Genomic DNA, 14,727 nt, shown 5'->3' with positions numbered 1-14,727 from the left:
CTACTTCAACTTAAAAATAAGCGCCTGCCAGGGCAGCAAATTCAGCTCATGTCCATTCTGTTGCAATGAAGTTTCATTGTTGCTGATGAGTTGAAATTGTTTCTTATGTAACTCCTTCGGTATCGTATACGGCACCAGGTCATCAGAAAAGTTCAGGATGATGAGCGTGGAAGTTTTTTCAAGCGTGCGCGTATAGGTGTATATGTTTATATGCGCCGGATCATACAATTTGTATTCGCCATATATCAGTTCCAGATGGTCTTTGCGCAACTGCACCAGGTGCCTGAAATAATTCAGTGGTGAATTGCCATCCACATCCTGTGCTTCCTGGTTTATAAACTTATGGTCGGCATTTACCCTGATCCAGGGCTCGCAGGTAGTAAAGCCGGCACAATCCGTAGCATCCCATTGAAAAGGCGTACGGCTATTATCCCGCGCGCCAAACTGCTGGTCTTTGATAAACCGTTCCACATCTTCTTTCTGCGCCTGCAAATAATGATACATGTACAGGGTTTCAATGTCGCGATATTCCTGTATTGATTCAAACTTTATGTTTGCCATACCCAGCTCATCGCCATTATAAAAAATAGGGGAGGCGCGCATGGTAAGCAAAAAGGTCATCAGCAGCTTCGACGAGGGCACCCTGAACTCAGGCGCATCGTTACCCCAACGTGATAACATCCGCGGCTGATCATGATTGCCCAGATATATAGTGCCCCAGCCTTCTTTGGCAAATACATCATTCCATTCTGTATATAATTTCTTGAACTCGGGTAGCGAATAACCATTGGGGTCGGGCCGTTTAAAACCTTCTTTGGCATACCCCAGTCCCATACCTTTGAAATGATACAACATATGCAGTTCCTGCCGGTCTTCATGTACAAATTGCAGGGCTTCTTCTTTTTCAATACCCGGCGTTTCGGCAATAGTGACCGCATCGGGATATTTGCTTAGTACCTCACGGTTCATTTCATGCAGGTATTCATGCAGTTTAGGCCCTTTTGCATAAAAGTATGACCAGTCATTATCGTATTTCTCTTTAAGCTCTTTTTTAGAAATAACAGGCCAGCTGGTATCTTTTGAGATATAGGAAATAGCATCTAACCGGTAACCATCAATGCCTTTATCGAGCCAGAAGCACATCATTTGATAGATCTCCTGCCGTACTTTGGGGTTCTCCCAATTGAGATCTGGTTGTTTGTTTGAAAAGTAATGCAGGTAATACGATTCCGTTGCGGGATCATATTGCCAGGCATCGCCTTTCTTATCAAAAAAACTATAGCGCATGGGCGGCTTGCCTTTTTCAGCCGGCCACCAGTGATAATAATCGCGGAATGAATTATCCCTCGATTTCCTCGATTCCACAAACCAGGGATGTTCGTCACTGGTGTGGTTTACTACCAGGTCCATCAGCAGCTTAATACCTCTTGCATGCAAGCCAATGAGCAATGCGTTGAAGTCGGCAATGGTGCCAAAGGTGGGTGAAATAGCTTCATAATTACTGATATCGTACCCATTGTCATCATTGGGCGAAGCATAAATGGGGTTTAGCCATACCAGGCCGATGCCGAGGTTTTGAATATAATCCAGTTTGGAGATCAGCCCGGGCAGGTCGCCAATACCATCGCCATTACTGTCTTTGAAACTGCGGGGGTAGATCTGGTAAATGACGGTTTCCTTCCACCATTCTTTATCTTTTATCTGCATGCGTAACTGTTTATTCGGTAATTTTTTGCAATCCATATACCAGCATGTGGGGTACAGGTTTTGCACGCCATTGGGAATGGAAAAAAAGAAAAACAAACCTTTTGACCAGAATACGCAGGTACATAGCGAGTTTGAGACCAGTGTGGGGAACAATTTCTCTATTGTGCGTGAAGAAACAGAGAAAAAGAGTAATCAATTGGCCGATGATGAAGGTCCGCTCAATGAACTGCCTGATGAAGATTCTGTTAAAAATGAAGGCGGCGCCGTAGCGGGTGGGTAAAGTTGAATGCCCCGGAGGAGAAAAAGGATTGATTATTACTACCTTTGCTGCTCAAATTCCTGCGGTTGAAACATCTTAAAGCACTTGATCATTATTTCTGGAAATACCGGTACCGGTTATTTCTGGGTATCGTTTTTATTGTTATTTCAAACTATTTTGCGGTACTGGCCCCCCAGGTTACCGGTTATGTGTTCGACGTAGTGCAGCGGGCTTTTGGCATTGTGCCTAAAAAAGCCACCGTTGAATACGACTGGCTGGTAAACTGGTTCATCGGGTTTGCCGAACAACACCGGTCCATTTCCGTGATCGCTCTTTGTGGCATCACCATATTGGTACTGGCCCTTATTCGGGGTGTTTTTATGTTCCTGATGCGGCAAACCATTATTGTCATGAGCCGCCATATTGAATACGATCAAAAGAACCAGATATTTCAGCACTATCTCACCCTCGATACCAATTTCTACAAAACCCATAGTACCGGCGACCTCATGAACCGCATGGCCGAGGATGTAAGCCGGGTGAGAATGTTCACGGGGCCGGCCATTATGTATTTGATCAACCTGATATCGCTGATCCTGATGTCGGTATACTATATGGTGAAGAAAGATCCGCTGCTGACCCTGTATGTGCTGGCGCCATTGCCTATTTTGGCCGTCACCATTTATGTAGTAAACACCATCATCAATAAAAGAAGTGAACGTATTCAGGCATTGCTGAGCGACCTTACCACCAATGCGCAGGAATCGTATTCGGGTATCAGGGTCATTAAATCGTTCGTACAGGAAAAGGCCATGTTCCAGTTCTTCGAAAAGAACAGTGACGAATACCGCGACAATGCGATTGGCCTGGCGAAAATGGAAGCGCTGTATTTTCCCTCCATGACATTGCTGATAGGCCTTAGCACCCTCCTTACGATCATGATCGGCGGCATTTACGCCATTTACGACCCAACCGGCACTAAAATTGGCACCATTGCCGAGTTTGTGATGTACATTAATATGCTCACCTTCCCGGTGGGGGCCATTGGGTGGACGGCCAGTATGATACAACGGGCGGCGGCTTCGCAAAAGCGCATCAATGAGTTCCTGCAAACCGATCCGGTAATTGTAAATCCGCCCAATGCCATAAAACCCACCGTACAGGGCAATATTTCGTTTAATAATGTTGATTTTGTTTATCCCAACACTGGTATTCAGGCACTCACGCAGTTCAACCTGCATATTAAAAAAGGGCAAAAGATCGCGATCATAGGGCATACCGGCAGTGGAAAAACCACCATTGCGCAATTATTGTTGCGCATGTACGACCCCACCGTGGGCAGTATCAGCATCGATGGCACCGACCTGCGGCAGATGGACCTGCAGGAACTTCGCCGGCAAATAAGCTATGTACCCCAGGATGTTTTCCTGTTCAGCGATACCATTAAAAATAATATCCTGTTCAGTCCGGCCGCTGGCGCAAGCATCAATGGCGAAACGGCCGTAATGGCTGCCCGCTATGCGAGTGTTGAAAAAGAAATAGAACATTTTCACGACCGGTACGATACCATGGTAGGGGAGCGGGGGGTAACGTTGAGCGGTGGACAAAAACAACGCATATCCATTGCCCGTGCACTGGCCAAAGACCCGCAGCTGGTGGTGTTCGATGACTGCCTGAGCGCAGTAGACGCCCGTACAGAGAAAGAAATACTCGGAAACTTAAGTGTATATCTTCAACATAAAACTGCTATCATTATCACCCACCGCATTTTTACGCTTTTCGATTTTGATACCATTGTGGTGCTCGATGAGGGCAAAATAGTAGAGACCGGCACACATAATGAATTATTATCATTAAACGGGTATTATGCGTATTTATACGAACAACAGCTGCAACAGGAGCGGGAAGAGGGCTAAAACGACTAACAAATGGGGATAACTATGGGAAATAACTTCGTAAAATGGTAATGAAATTTTGTTGATTCTAAAACAATATTATATTTGTAACGCTTTTTTTTGTGAAAATTTGATAATTGTTAACTGCAAAACTTAAATGACTGTGGCGTACGAAAACAACGACAAACGTATGGAAAGCGTTTATAGCAAACGCATAAGAGCTGGGAAAAGAAGAACCTACTTCTTTGATGTGAGGGCTACCCGTGGAAATGACTACTACATTACCATTACGGAAAGCCGCAAAAAATTCAACGAAAACGGGTACGACAGGCACAAGATCTTCCTTTACAAAGAAGATTTCAACAAATTCTTAAAGGCATTGACCGAAGCAGTGGACTACGTGAAAACAGAACTGATGCCCAATTTTGATTTTGACGCCTACAACCACGATCAGGTTGAAGTTGCAGATGCAGATATCGATGAAGTAGCGGAAGCTCCGGCTTTAACCCCGGTGAGCAGCGCCGCCCCTTCCAGCAATGGCGCCGGTTCAGCTGCCGATGCGGGTGAAGAAGTTGACAAATGGTAATTTTCCCCATAAAAGTATTTTGATCTAGCAAGCTCCCGAAAGGAGCTTTTTCTTTTTACCCCCCAGCCCCCTGAAGGGGGGCAATAAAACGGACTGCGGCAATGGATTTCTGCCAATTGCGAGGCGAGCGCGGGGGCTGACTATACAATATAAAATTTCTTTTCTCCCCTTTAGGGGTCGGGGGTGTAACAGCTAACCACAAACGTAATCAACATATCCAAAACAATCCTCCCTTATTATATCCCTGATATTCTTTGTATTAACCCACATTGTCGGGTGCGGCTGCCAAAAAAGGTGGCAATCCCCTTGATTTCTATGCCTTTATTGCACTGGCATTAATCTTGACATATATGGCAATTGCCTTCAAGTCATGGTATATTAAGCAAGAGTATGTTATTTTGTCACAGATAATCTTTGTATGAAAGAAGCGAAAATATTATTCACGCCTGAAGATGAAATGGATTTTATTCCTATTATCCCCCTCAATGAAAATGAAGGAGATAACAGTGCCGATATAGTCATTCCGTCAGAATTGGGTCTGTTACCTTTACGTAATACCGTATTGTTCCCCGGAGTGGTGTTACCGATCACCGTGGGCCGCGATAAAAGTATAAAAGCTGTAAATGACGCCTATAAAGTCGACAAACTGGTTGGGGTTATAGCGCAAAAAGACAGTAATGTGGAAGATCCGGCCGTAAAGGACCTCGAAGACATCGGTACCGTGGCCAAGATCATAAAAATGATCAAAATGCCCGATGGGGGCACCACCGTCATCATTCAGGGCAAACGCCGGTTCAAGGTGGCCCGCATCACCGCCGAAGAACCTTATTTTAAAGCCCAGATAGAATTGCTGGAAGAAGACGAAGCGCCTAAAAATGAGGATTTTAACGCGTATGTGGCCAATATCAAGGAACTGGCCGGGCAAATCATTCAGCTTTCGCCCAATATTCCATCCGAAGCCTCGATCATTTTACGCAATATCGAGAACCCTTCTTTCCTTATTCATTTTATAAGCAGCAACCTGAACACGGAGCTTACCGAAAAGCAGAAGCTGCTGGAACTGAACAATATTGAAACCCGTGCCGACCTGTTAATGAAGCTGTTACAGCGCGAGCTGCAGTTTGCCGAACTCAAAAACAAGGTGACCACCAAAACCAAGACGGAGCTCGATAAACAACAGCGCGAATACTTCCTGCAACAGCAAATGAAGAGCATCAAGGAAGAGCTGGGCGGCGATACCAACGAGCGGGAAATAAAGGAAATGCAGAAAAGGGCCGAGGCGAAGAAATGGCCGGAAGCGGCAAAAGAAATGTTCAAAAAGGGTATTGAAAAGCTGGAACGCATGCACCCCAGCACCCCCGATTATTCGGTGGTATACAATCACCTCGACCTGATGCTCGACCTGCCCTGGCAGGAATGCACCGAAGACCAGTACGATCTGAAGAAAGCGAAGAAGGTGCTCGATCATGACCATTATGGAATGGATAAGGTAAAAGAGCGCCTGCTCGAATACCTGGCCGTGCTGAAACTGAAGGGCGATATGAAAAGCCCCATCCTTTGTTTTGTGGGCCCTCCGGGTATTGGTAAAACCTCGCTGGGCCGCAGCATTGCCACTGCCATTCAGCGTAAATATGGCCGCATTAGTTTGGGCGGTTTGCACGATGAAAGCGAGGTGCGCGGTCACCGCAAAACCTATATTGGCGCCATGCCGGGCCGCATCATTCAAATGTTGCGCAAGCTGAAATCGAGCAACCCCGTGCTTATCCTCGATGAGATCGATAAGGTAGGGAATGATTTCCGCGGCGATCCGTCTTCGGCCCTGTTAGAAGTGCTTGACCCCGAGCAGAACCATTCTTTCTACGATAACTATCTTGAGCTGGAGTATGACCTCAGCAAAGTGCTGTTCATTGCCACGGCCAATGATATCAACAATATTCAACCCGCCCTGCGCGACCGGTTAGAGATCATTAACCTGAGCGGGTATGCCGTGGAAGAAAAAGTGCAGATCGCCAAAAGGCACCTGGTGCCCAAACAAAAAGAAGCGCATGGCCTTAAAACGATCGACTTTAAAATAGGCGATCCCGTGTTGCAAAAGATTATCCAGGACTATACCCGCGAAAGCGGGGTGCGTGAGCTGGACCGCTACCTGGCTTCGATCATGCGCTATGAAGCGAAAGAATTTGCAATGAACGAAACGGTGAAAAGTCCGCTCACGGAAAAAGAGGTAGAGAAGATCCTGGGCAAACCCAGATACAACAGCGATATCTATAAAGTGGCCAATATTCCCGGCGTATCTATTGGACTGGCGTGGACGTATGTAGGTGGTGATATCCTGTTCATGGAAACCAGCCTGAGCGATGGAAAAGGGGAGCTGAAGCTTACCGGTAACCTTGGTAATGTGATGAAGGAAAGTGCGGTAACTGCTTTATCGTACCTGCAAACAAATGCCAAAAAAATGGCTATTGACGCAAAGTTGTTCGAGAAGAAGAATATTCACGTACACGTGCCCGAAGGGGCCGTGCCGAAAGATGGCCCCAGCGCCGGTATCACCATCATGACATCTATAGCCTCGGCATTAACGGGTAAACGGGTAAAACCTTACCTGGCCATGACGGGTGAAATTACCTTACGCGGTCAGGTGTTGCCGGTAGGAGGTATAAAAGAGAAAGTGCTGGCTGCCCGCCGCGCCGGTTTAAAGGAAATTGTGCTGTGCTGGCAAAATGAGCGTGACATCAAGGAAATTGAACCGGCCTTTATTAAAGGGCTCACCTTTCATTATGTGAAAACTATGCAACAGGTGCTTGATATTGCATTAGGGTGAGGCATTTCTTCTACGCTCTTCAACGCTTCGACTTCGCCCAGCCCGCACTGGGCGCTCGTCCTGAGCGTATCCGGGAAGGAGGCCTTTAATAGAATTTTAATGTATTCTTTCAGTTAATCACTGAACAAATAAATAATAAACCCTGTTATTAATATTCAACCGAGATTTTTTTTCATGTTGGTTGTTTTAAGGGTTAAAGAAATTCCTCCATGTCAATGGAGGAATTTTTTTTTGCGCATGCCTAAGGGTGAATGGTGAATTGACTGCCGGTATTGCAGAATCACGATCGGGTTATTATAGTGATTGCGGCATTTTAGTTATTTTCGTGGGTATCCTTCATGCAATTCAGGCTGCTTATATTATGTTTTTTATTTATCCTTACCCGTGCGAATGCGCAAACATTGGGCGGTAATACAGTCTATAATTTCCTGCAGCTTTCCAATACGCCCCAACTCACCGCTTTAGGGGGCTTAAATATTTCCAATCAAACCGCTGATATTGGTCTTGCGTTCAACAACCCGGCCTTGTTACGACCGGCCATGCATACCCAAACATCAATGGTGTTTAATTCTTTTTATGCAGGCATAAAGAACTATCACTTAATGACAGGGTTTTATAAGGGATCCATTGCAACCACGTTTGCGGCAGGTATTAATTATTTCAGTTATGGTTCCATACCCGAAACCGATATGACGGGTAATGTAATGGGCACTATGCGGCCGAATGATTATGTGGTACAATTAAGCGCTGCCCGGCAATACGGAGAGCGGTGGCATTATGGCGTTACTGCCAAATTTATTCATTCATCATATGGTATATACCGGTCATCGGGGCTGGCTATGGATATAGGCATTGCTTATGCCGATTCGGCCCATTTATGGCAGGCTTCGCTGGTGGCCCGCAACATGGGCGGACAGCTAAAAACCTATAGCGGTAGTGGGGCAGGTGATCTGCCTTTCGACCTGCAACTGGGTATTTCTAAAAGGCTGGCTCATGCGCCTTTACAGTTCTCGCTTACCTTTTTTCAGCTGCACCGGTTCAATATTCGTTATGATGACACTTTATTTAACAGTGAAACGGGGCTTGATCAGGATAGCAAAGAAAAAAAATATATATTTGACAAGTTTTTCATGCATGTTATACTGGCCATGCAGTTATACCTTACCGATAAAGTAGAAATAACTGCCGGTTATAATTACCTCCGACGCAAAGAATTGAACATAACTAACGCCGGCAACGGACTAAACGGGTTTTCGATGGGTGTTGGCGTGTTATTCAAAAAAATCCAGATCCGCTACGCGAGGAGTTATTATCAAAATAATTCTTCCTATAACCAATTCGGCTTAAACCTCAGGCTACACGATTATTTCGGCTCAGGCGGGCTATTAAACAGCAAAGGAAATAAGTAATTGTTTCCCCTTAATTATTATTAACCGCTTTCCTTAAACTTTTAAATTTTAGGGATTATGGAGTATTGTTTATGCTGTAAAATGATTAATCTTAATTTTTACCATTAATTAAACCTTTTCTTAATGATCAAAGTGATTATTGCAGATGATCACAGACTGGTACGCGAGGCCTGGAACCTGCTCCTGAGCAGGGATAAACGGCTTTCGATCATTGCCATATGCGAAAACGGTTATCAGGTCATTGAAGCCTGTAAAACTCTTTCGCCCGATGTCGTATTGATGGATATCAATATGGAACCCATAAGTGGTATTGAGGCCACCCGGGTGATCCGTGAGTTCACTGATGATATCCGCATCATCGGCATTTCGGTTCATACCGATCTTCCCTATATCAATGCGTTGATGCATGCCGGCGCCAATGGATATGTTACCAAAAATTCAAGCGGTGAAGAAATGATCAGGGCCATTATGCTGGTTATGGATGGGCAGCAGTATTTCTGTAAAGAGATTGTTGATATAATAGGATAACCCCCAGCCCCCTAAAGGGGGAGTAATAAAGCAAAACAGCGCTTAACCTGTTTAAATAGCAAAGTCCGAAGTATGAAGTCATTTTCTGACCTTTTACTTCGGACTTCTTATTTCTTGTTCCCCCTTTAGGGGGTTAGGGGGTATTTAGCCTACCAGTTCTTTCTCATCTTTAAATGCTTCTCTTGGAGTAAGCCCCAGCATCTCAAACATCGCTTTATCTTCATCGAAGGTGGGGTTGGGGGTGGTCAGCAATTTCTCACCGGTAAAAATGGAATTGGCGCCCGCCATAAAACACAGGGCCTGGTCAGAAACGCTCATGGTGGCGCGGCCTGCACTCAGGCGTACCATCGCTTTGGGCATCAGGATGCGTGCGGTAGCGATCATCTTCACCATATCCCAAACATCAACTTTCTGGTTATTTTCCAAGGGCGTACCCTGCACGGCCACCAGCGCATTGATGGGCACACTTTCAGGATGCTCGGGCATGGTGCTCAGCGTGTGCAGCATTTTGATGCGGTCGGCATGGGTTTCGCCCAGGCCAACAATACCACCGCAGCATACAGAGATACCGGCCTTGCGAACGTTATCCAATGTATCGAGGCGATCGGTATAGGTGCGGGTAGAAATGATCTCTTTATAATATTCTTTTGAAGTATCCAGATTATGATTGTACGCATACAAACCGGCGTCTGCTAATTTCTGCGCCTGTGATTCGGTAAGCATACCCAGGGTACAGCAAACTTCCATTCCCATTTCATTTACGCCTTTTACCATGTCGATAACGCGGTCGAAATCGCGGTTATCCCTTACTTCGCGCCAGGCGGCGCCCATGCAAAAACGGGTACTACCGGCTGCTTTTGCTTTGGCTGCGTATTCCAGTACCTGGTCTTTCTGCATAAGAGGATGTACATTAACACCTGTATTGTAGCGGGCGGCCTGCGGGCAATAAGCACAATCTTCAGAACAGCCACCTGTTTTTATAGAAAGCAACGTACAAACCTGTACTTCACCTGTATTGTTATACTGCCGGTGAGTGCTGGCAGCACGATAAATGAGTTCGAGCAGCGGAGAATTATAAATTTCCTGTATTTCTTCAATAGTCCAGTCGTTTCTGATCATGCTGTTTTCATTTAAATTAATGGCGAATATACACCGTTGAACGGTTCTTCAAAAAACGCCTAATCGATAAAAATATTCCCCGAAAATAGTCACAAAATCAATATGAAAATAGAGATGTGCATTTTCATGGGGATACTATAATTTGTTTAATTCAACCTTTATTTCATATGGGGGGCGGTGCCTTTATCAAGTAAATAAATGGAGGAATCGGGCAAAAGCGGCAGGTCCTGTTTAAGCAGTTTGTTTAAGACCACCCTGAACTGGTTTACGCCTGAGATGCTGTCGTACAGCAGTTTATAATCGTTATCAGGGTAATACACGGCATTCAGGTTCTGGAAGTAACGAACCGGGAAGGCCTCGCTGGTGACGTCGCGGTTGCCGTGGTCGCCCATCAGGATGATCACCGCCGAAGGGTTTTGTTGCTGAATAGCCGTGATCATTTCCCTGATGCGGCCATTGACATAAGTTACATATTCCAGGTACGCCGGAATGGGGTTGGAAAGGCTTTCGGTGGTGATGGTGGCAATGTCTTTTAGTTGGCCGTTTTTGTCGTAGTAATAGGGACTATGGGGCATGAAAAAATGACCGTACACAAAGCGGGGCTTTGCGCTCTTTGTGGCAGCGCTCGTTTTTACCAGCTCAATGAACGACTGGTTATTACGATTGTCCTGCATAATGTCACTGCTCCAAAACCATTTGAACGGATACCATTTAGCCAGCTTCCAACCAATATCTTTTCGAATGCAGGCGAACAGGGTTCGTTCTGTGATCAGCCTGGTGTTTAAGGGCAGAAAGTCCTGACGGGCCACGCTGGGGTGCCCGGCCAGGTTAAAAACTGAATAATTCACAATGTCGTACCCCGCAGCGCTCAGCCTGTTTATTACTTCATTATTACGGATCAGCACTTCACAGTTCGCATATTCATTGACCGTTACATTTTTGGGGTTCGCTATGCCTTGCAAATACGACATGTTCAGGATAGAGGCCATGGAGAAAGGCGTGAAGTTATAATTGGAACGGCTGTTGGCCTGTATGCTGAATTTTTTCCGGAGCAGAAAGCTGTCGAGGTTGTTTTGATACTGGTACCATTTCGCTAATGCAACGGTGCTTGCATACCCATCCATCAGTAAAAAATAAATATCGGGTTTATGGCAGTCAGGGCATTGTTTGTACCGCGCGCGCGCGGTATTGTTCTTTGCAAAAGGGTATACTGATAACGCGTAATCGGAATGGCGGAAGGTTTTTGCAATAAGATCGCCGGCGCCAATAAGTATATAAACAATAAAAAGCAGGTTCAAAAAAGCTGTCAGCCGTTTAAAGGGGCTATTGCGTTTCTTCAGATATACGATCACAACAATAAGCAGTATCAAAAAAGCGCTCAGCAGTACCACATAGCTGCTGAAAAATGAACCCGCGTGTTCTTTAAGGAAATCGTGTATGGCGCCAAAGAAAAAATAAACAGCCATTAGCATAAATGCAAACAGGGCTGCTTTGGGGATGTTGCGAAAAAGCATCCAGCCTGTCCCGCCCAAAACAAGGGCGCCTGCTGTATAAATGATGGCTAATAATAAACCTTCGCCAGGGCTGATAAACCCATAGTTTTCCAGGCAGCCGTGTAATACAAAAAATACAGGTAATAGAACCGGGTAAAGAGAATACTGCCCAAGTTTTGAGAACATATGCTATTTTCTTTTCATTCTGTATAAGGTTCTGCTGGTACCCACTACGATCTGCTTATCGGCTATATCAAAATATTTTGAGAAGTAGTGTTCAAAATGCGTTTGGTCATAATCGGGAAATGTATCGGGGCGGCTGGCCAGCATCTGCTGCACTTTTTCATCTTCTTTGGGAACAAACTCAATCATAAGCTCAGGTGCAATGCCGTTAAAATAGGCTGCCAGTACCGGTAATGAAATGTTCTTGCCAATTACCAGGTGATGAACCAGGGCGAGGGCTGCCACCAGGTCGGTTTGTATGCGCTGGTGAAAAGAACCGCGTTCCTGGTTGTTGAACCCAATGGCAGGGGATGGGTTGGCCACATCGAGTATAAGGGGCAGAATGTTCTGTATTTTCTCCTGCTTCACTTCCTGGTACAGCTTTGAAATGCAGCGGTTATCTGAATCGGTGGCTATCACCTGCATTTGATGGCTGGCAAAAATTTTTGAGAAATAGCCATCGTTGGCGCCCAGGTCAAGTACGCTGCGGGCGCTGGTTTGTTGGCAAAATCCCTGAATGATCCTTTCTTTCTCATGCAGGTATTCCCTGCTCAGGATGGTGTCTTCATAATAATTGCTCCAGGTGGTTTTATACGTTTTATTCGCCGGGAAATTGTCAATGATGTTGGTTAAATGGCTGATGACATCGAGCAGTTTCTTTTTGCTGAAGCCGCCGTTTTGTTTGTTGGCTTTGCCGCTGGCGCTTGTAGAGGCGGTATGCTGCAGGTAAACATGCAACCACACGCCGAGGCTCAACCGGCTTTTAAGGGGCAGCAATTTGGCTATAATGTCAACCGGAATGCCATCAATATAGGTGCTGAGAATTCTTTGAATATCCGTTTTCAGGTAATGTTCCAGGTACAGGGGAAACAGGAAACACTGGCAGAACTGGCGGTAGGCGATCCAGGGTTGTTTGGGATCGTAGCTATCGAACGAGAGCGTATCAATGAATACCGGCCGTCCTTTATGGAATTGAATATTGTAGGGCGTGGCGTCTTTCAGGATCATGCCCTGTTGTAAGGCTGTTTTCAATACAGCCAGGGTAAGTGAGGCGGCATCCTGCAGCTGTTCAAAACACCATTCATAGGGGTACGAAATGAAGGGCACCGGTTCGGGCAGCAGGGTAGTGTACCAGTCGGCCGTGTCAGTAAAGTTTTCAGCTACTTCTTCATGCGCTATCAACTGCTGGCGGCTTACCAGCTGGTTGTATAAACCCGAATCCATCAACTGGCGGTATTGCGCGGCATAGTATTGATTTACCTGCCGGTAAATTTTTCCTTCTGCTTCAAATACAAAACCTGAAGGATCTTTAAACGATGAAGGATGACGTGTGTAATTTGTCATTTAGCAATATCTTCTCCCTCTGCGTCCTCTTTTTTAGGCTTCCAGAAAAATGCCTTTATTTTCCACCAAAGATTTTTGAAATAGAACAATGCCCCCAGAATAGCGGCAATAATCACCTGTATAAGATAACTGCCGCTACCGGGATCAATGTATAAGAGGATGCATGCTTTTATCACAAATAGCTCAAATTTGTTTTGGGCGTTAAGGTTAATACGGTCTCGTACATCAGCCTGATGGTTTGTTCTATATCGCTTTTATGCAACATTTCAACCGTTGTATGCATATACCGTAAGGGTATCGATATCAGTACTGAAGGGCAGCCGTCGTTGGCATAGGCAAACGAGTCGGTATCGGTGCCGGTGCTGCGTGATACTGTGCGCAATTGTACCGGTATGCTGTTTTTTTCGGCCACATCCTGTACCAGGCTCAACAGCTTGTTGTGTACTGCGGGGCCATAAGCCAGTGAGGGGCCTTTTCCGCAGGCACATTCGCCTTCAATGACCTTGTTGATCATGGGTGTGTAGGTGTCGTGCGTTACATCGGTAATGATGGCCACATTGGGTTTTATGCGCCGGGCTATCATTTCTGCACCGCGTAAACCTATTTCTTCCTGTACCGCATTAACAACGTATAAACCGTATGGTAATTGCTTTTTATTTTCTTTCAACTTGCGCGCCACTTCTGCGATCATAAAACCACCCACTCGGTTATCAAAGGCGCGGCCGATAAAATAATCATATGCCAGTTCATCGAACCCATCCTGGTAGGTAACTACTGAACCAATATGAATGCCCAGTTCATCCACTTCTTTTTTGTTGCGGGCGCCGCTGTCGAGGAACAGGGTTTCTACTTTGGGTTGCGGGTCTTTACCATCAGGATTATGCAGGCGGGTATGGATGGCGGGCCAGCCAAAAACGGCTTTTACGGGTCCTTTCTTCCCATGAATAAATACCCGTTGTCCGGGCGCTATCTGGTGGTCAACGCCGCCATTGCGTTTAAGGTAGATCAGCCCCTCGGGGGTGATATAGTTTACAAACCAGCTTATTTCATCGGCATGGGCCTCTATCACCACTTTAAATTCAGCCTTGGGGTTTATGACGCCCACAGCTGTACCATAGGGATCAACAAAAGTGGTATCAACATACGGTTTAATATACTCTAACCATAATTTCTGTCCGCCGCTTTCAAAGCCAACGGGCGATGGGGTATTGATATAGGTCTTGAGGAATTTCAGCGATTGATCGGTCAATGTGGAATTAGCGGAAGCGGTCGTTTTACTTTTAGCCATATTAACTGTATTAAAAGATAATATCCTGTTCTATATATGATAAAATTATTGATTTA

General features: G+C 45.6%; 12 protein-coding genes. 6 read left to right on the top strand and 6 right to left on the bottom strand.

Annotated elements, in window-relative coordinates:
• A complete protein-coding gene (locus A3860_RS04915; RefSeq protein WP_081145546.1) occupies positions 1–1,707 on the bottom strand; it encodes an alpha-glucosidase in 1,707 nt (568 codons plus the stop codon).
• Here A3860_RS04915 and A3860_RS04910 point away from each other — a divergent pair.
• The 6 genes from A3860_RS04910 to A3860_RS04885 all read left to right on the top strand — a co-directional run bounded on the left by A3860_RS04910 (position 1,706) and on the right by A3860_RS04885 (position 9,205).
• Positions 1,706–1,987 (top strand): hypothetical protein, encoded by a 282-nt coding sequence (locus A3860_RS04910; RefSeq protein ID WP_143773943.1) that lies wholly within the window; start codon positions 1,706–1,708, stop codon positions 1,985–1,987. The two genes, A3860_RS04915 and A3860_RS04910, sit on opposite strands and share 2 nt — an antisense overlap.
• 65 nt (positions 1,988–2,052) lie before the next feature.
• Positions 2,053–3,882, top strand: coding sequence for an ABC transporter ATP-binding protein (locus tag A3860_RS04905; protein ID WP_081145545.1), 1,830 nt, complete (start codon positions 2,053–2,055; stop codon positions 3,880–3,882).
• A gap of 136 nt (positions 3,883–4,018) precedes the next feature.
• The gene (locus A3860_RS04900) at positions 4,019–4,447 is read left to right on the top strand and encodes a DUF3276 family protein (protein WP_081145433.1); all 429 of its coding nucleotides are present in this window, start codon (positions 4,019–4,021) and stop codon (positions 4,445–4,447) included.
• A 418-nt stretch (positions 4,448–4,865) separates the two neighbouring features.
• Positions 4,866–7,268, top strand: coding sequence for an endopeptidase La (lon, locus tag A3860_RS04895; RefSeq protein WP_081145432.1), 2,403 nt, complete (start codon positions 4,866–4,868; stop codon positions 7,266–7,268).
• Between the two features lie 338 nt (positions 7,269–7,606).
• Positions 7,607–8,677, top strand: a complete 1,071-nt coding sequence (gene porQ, locus A3860_RS04890; RefSeq protein WP_143773942.1) for a type IX secretion system protein PorQ — start codon at positions 7,607–7,609, stop codon at positions 8,675–8,677.
• Between the two features lie 123 nt (positions 8,678–8,800).
• Entirely contained in the window at positions 8,801–9,205 is a 405-nt protein-coding gene (locus tag A3860_RS04885) for a response regulator (RefSeq protein WP_081145430.1), read from the top strand.
• A 144-nt stretch (positions 9,206–9,349) separates the two neighbouring features.
• Here the strand turns inward: A3860_RS04885 and bioB are convergent, their stop codons facing one another.
• The 5 genes from bioB to A3860_RS04860 form a co-directional block, all read right to left on the bottom strand.
• A complete protein-coding gene (gene bioB / locus A3860_RS04880) occupies positions 9,350–10,324 on the bottom strand; it encodes a biotin synthase BioB (RefSeq protein WP_081145429.1) in 975 nt (324 codons plus the stop codon).
• Between the two features lie 158 nt (positions 10,325–10,482).
• The gene (locus tag A3860_RS04875) at positions 10,483–12,003 is read right to left on the bottom strand and encodes a sulfatase-like hydrolase/transferase (RefSeq protein WP_081145428.1); all 1,521 of its coding nucleotides are present in this window, start codon (positions 12,001–12,003) and stop codon (positions 10,483–10,485) included.
• A gap of 3 nt (positions 12,004–12,006) precedes the next feature.
• Entirely contained in the window at positions 12,007–13,383 is a 1,377-nt protein-coding gene (locus A3860_RS04870) for a hypothetical protein (RefSeq protein WP_081145427.1), read from the bottom strand.
• Positions 13,380–13,559, bottom strand: coding sequence for a hypothetical protein (locus tag A3860_RS04865; RefSeq protein WP_081145426.1), 180 nt, complete (start codon positions 13,557–13,559; stop codon positions 13,380–13,382). Before A3860_RS04865 ends, A3860_RS04870 begins: the two co-directional genes overlap by 4 nt.
• Positions 13,556–14,671 (bottom strand): M42 family metallopeptidase, encoded by a 1,116-nt coding sequence (locus A3860_RS04860; protein WP_081145425.1) that lies wholly within the window; start codon positions 14,669–14,671, stop codon positions 13,556–13,558. Before A3860_RS04860 ends, A3860_RS04865 begins: the two co-directional genes overlap by 4 nt.
• Positions 14,672–14,727: the final 56 nt, after the last annotated feature.

Source organism: Niastella vici (assembly GCF_002077945.1).
GTDB classification, from domain to species: domain Bacteria; phylum Bacteroidota; class Bacteroidia; order Chitinophagales; family Chitinophagaceae; genus Niastella; species Niastella vici.
This window is presented reverse-complemented; position numbering and strand designations above follow the sequence as displayed.